Source organism: Paenibacillus sp. NPDC055715 (genome assembly GCF_053617595.1).
In genome coordinates this window covers 1-3,130 of record NZ_JBSHGA010000032.1, presented here as the reverse complement: position 1 = coordinate 3,130, position 3,130 = coordinate 1, and the positions used below count along the sequence as shown (strand labels likewise).

Here is a 3,130-nt window from a genome sequence, read left to right as displayed (position 1 = left end):
AACCATTCTGAGGGAACCTTGGGGCGCCTCCGTTACTCTTTAGGAGGCGACCGCCCCAGTCAAACTGCCCACCTGACACTGTCCTCGTACCGGATCACGGTACCAAGTTAGAACCTAGATACGATCAGGGTGGTATCCCAAGGATGCCTCCCTTCAAGCTGGCGCTCAAAGTTCGACGGCTCCCACCTATCCTGTACAGATCGTACCCAAATTCAATATCAAGCTGCAGTAAAGCTCCATGGGGTCTTTCCGTCTTGTCGCGGGTAACCTGCATCTTCACAGGTATTAAAATTTCACCGGATCTCTCGTTGAGACAGCGCCCAAGTCGTTACGCCATTCGTGCGGGTCAGAATTTACCTGACAAGGAATTTCGCTACCTTAGGACCGTTATAGTTACGGCCGCCGTTTACTGGGGCTTCAATTCGCACCTTCGCTTACGCTAAGCGCTCCTCTTAACCTTCCAGCACCGGGCAGGCGTCAGCCCCTATACTTCGCCTTACGGCTTCGCAGAGACCTGTGTTTTTGCTAAACAGTCGCCTGGGCCTATTCACTGCGGCTCTCTCGGGCTTGCACCCTAACAGAGCACCCCTTCTCCCGAAGTTACGGGGTCATTTTGCCGAGTTCCTTAACGAGAGTTCTCTCGATCACCTTAGGATTCTCTCCTCGCCTACCTGTGTCGGTTTGCGGTACGGGCACCTCTCACCTCGCTAGAGGCTTTTCTTGGCAGTGTGGAATCAGGAACTTCGCTACTATAATTCGCTCGCCATCACAGCTCAGCCTTCACGGGAAACGGATTTGCCTATTTCCCAGCCTAACTGCTTGGACGCGGATATCCAATACCGCGCTTACCCTATCCTCCTGCGTCCCCCCATTGCTCAAATGGTGAGGAGGTGGTACAGGAATATCAACCTGTTGTCCATCGCCTACGCCTTTCGGCCTCGGCTTAGGTCCCGACTAACCCTGAGCGGACGAGCCTTCCTCAGGAAACCTTAGGCATTCGGTGGAGGGGATTCTCACCCCTCTTTCGCTACTCATACCGGCATTCTCACTTCTAAGCGCTCCACCAGTCCTTCCGGTCTTGCTTCACAGCCCTTAGAACGCTCTCCTACCACTGTTCGAAGAACAGTCCGCAGCTTCGGTGATACGTTTAGCCCCGGTACATTTTCGGCGCAGAGTCACTCGACCAGTGAGCTATTACGCACTCTTTAAATGGTGGCTGCTTCTAAGCCAACATCCTGGTTGTCTAAGCAACTCCACATCCTTTTCCACTTAACGTATACTTTGGGACCTTAGCTGGCGGTCTGGGCTGTTTCCCTTTCGACTACGGATCTTATCACTCGCAGTCTGACTCCCAAGGATAAGTCATTGGCATTCGGAGTTTGACTGAATTCGGTAACCCGGTAGGGGCCCCTAGTCCAATCAGTGCTCTACCTCCAAGACTCTTACCTTGAGGCTAGCCCTAAAGCTATTTCGGAGAGAACCAGCTATCTCCAGGTTCGATTGGCATTTCACCCCTACCCACACCTCATCCCCGCACTTTTCAACGTGCGTGGGTTCGGGCCTCCATTCAGTGTTACCTGAACTTCACCCTGGACATGGGTAGATCACCTGGTTTCGGGTCTACGACCACGTACTCAATGCGCCCTATTCAGACTCGCTTTCGCTGCGGCTCCGCATCTTCTGCTTAACCTTGCACGGGATCGTAACTCGCCGGTTCATTCTACAAAAGGCACGCCATCACCCGTTAACGGGCTCTGACTACTTGTAGGCACACGGTTTCAGGATCTCTTTCACTCCCCTTCCGGGGTGCTTTTCACCTTTCCCTCACGGTACTGGTTCACTATCGGTCACTAGGGAGTATTTAGCCTTGGGAGATGGTCCTCCCGGATTCCGACGGAATTTCACGTGTTCCGCCGTACTCAGGATCCACTCAGGAGAGAACGAAGTTTTGACTACAGGGCTGTTACCTCCTATGGCGGGCCTTTCCAGACCTCTTCATCTACCTCGTTCCTTTGTAACTCCGTACAGAGTGTCCTACAACCCCAAGAGGCAAGCCTCTTGGTTTGGGCTGGTCCCGTTTCGCTCGCCGCTACTCAGGGAATCGCATTTGCTTTCTCTTCCTCCGGGTACTTAGATGTTTCAGTTCCCCGGGTCTGCCTTCTCATATCCTATGTATTCAGATATGGATACCACTCCATTACGAGTGGTGGGTTTCCCCATTCGGAAATCTCCGGATCAAAGCTTGCTTACAGCTCCCCGAAGCATATCGGTGTTCGTCCCGTCCTTCATCGGCTCCTAGTGCCAAGGCATCCACCGTGCGCCCTTTCTAACTTAACCGTTAAAAAGAATCACTACGTGATATCTTGCATTACTAATTGAATGTGAATTACTTCTGTTATCTAGTTTTCAAAGAACAACATCTCGAAGAATGGAATGATCCTTCAAAACTAAACAAGACAGGGAACGTTCTGTTTATAAGACCCAAGGTCTTATATTCCGTTAAAATCCTTAGAAAGGAGGTGATCCAGCCGCACCTTCCGATACGGCTACCTTGTTACGACTTCACCCCAATCATCTGTCCCACCTTCGGCGGCTGGCTCCTAAAAGGTTACCTCACCGACTTCGGGTGTTACAAACTCTCGTGGTGTGACGGGCGGTGTGTACAAGGCCCGGGAACGTATTCACCGCGGCATGCTGATCCGCGATTACTAGCGATTCCAGCTTCACGCAGTCGAGTTGCAGACTGCGATCCGAACTGAGAACAGATTTGTGGGATTGGCTTAACCTCGCGGTTTCGCTGCCCTTTGTTCTGCCCATTGTAGTACGTGTGTAGCCCAGGTCATAAGGGGCATGATGATTTGACGTCATCCCCACCTTCCTCCGGTTTGTCACCGGCAGTCTGCTTAGAGTGCCCAGCTTGACCTGCTGGCAACTAAGCATAAGGGTTGCGCTCGTTGCGGGACTTAACCCAACATCTCACGACACGAGCTGACGACAACCATGCACCACCTGTCTCCCCTGTCCCGAAGGAAAGATCTATCTCTAGACCGATCAGGGGGATGTCAAGACCTGGTAAGGTTCTTCGCGTTGCTTCGAATTAAACCACATACTCCACTGCTTGTGCGGGTCC

2 rRNA genes are annotated in these 3,130 nt (G+C 52.3%); both read right to left on the bottom strand.

The features are described from left to right. Positions 1-2,337 (bottom strand): 23S ribosomal RNA (locus ACWGOO_RS22285); the annotation flags it as partial. Between the two features lie 175 nt (positions 2,338-2,512). Beyond that, positions 2,513-3,130 (bottom strand): 16S ribosomal RNA (locus ACWGOO_RS22280); the annotation flags it as partial.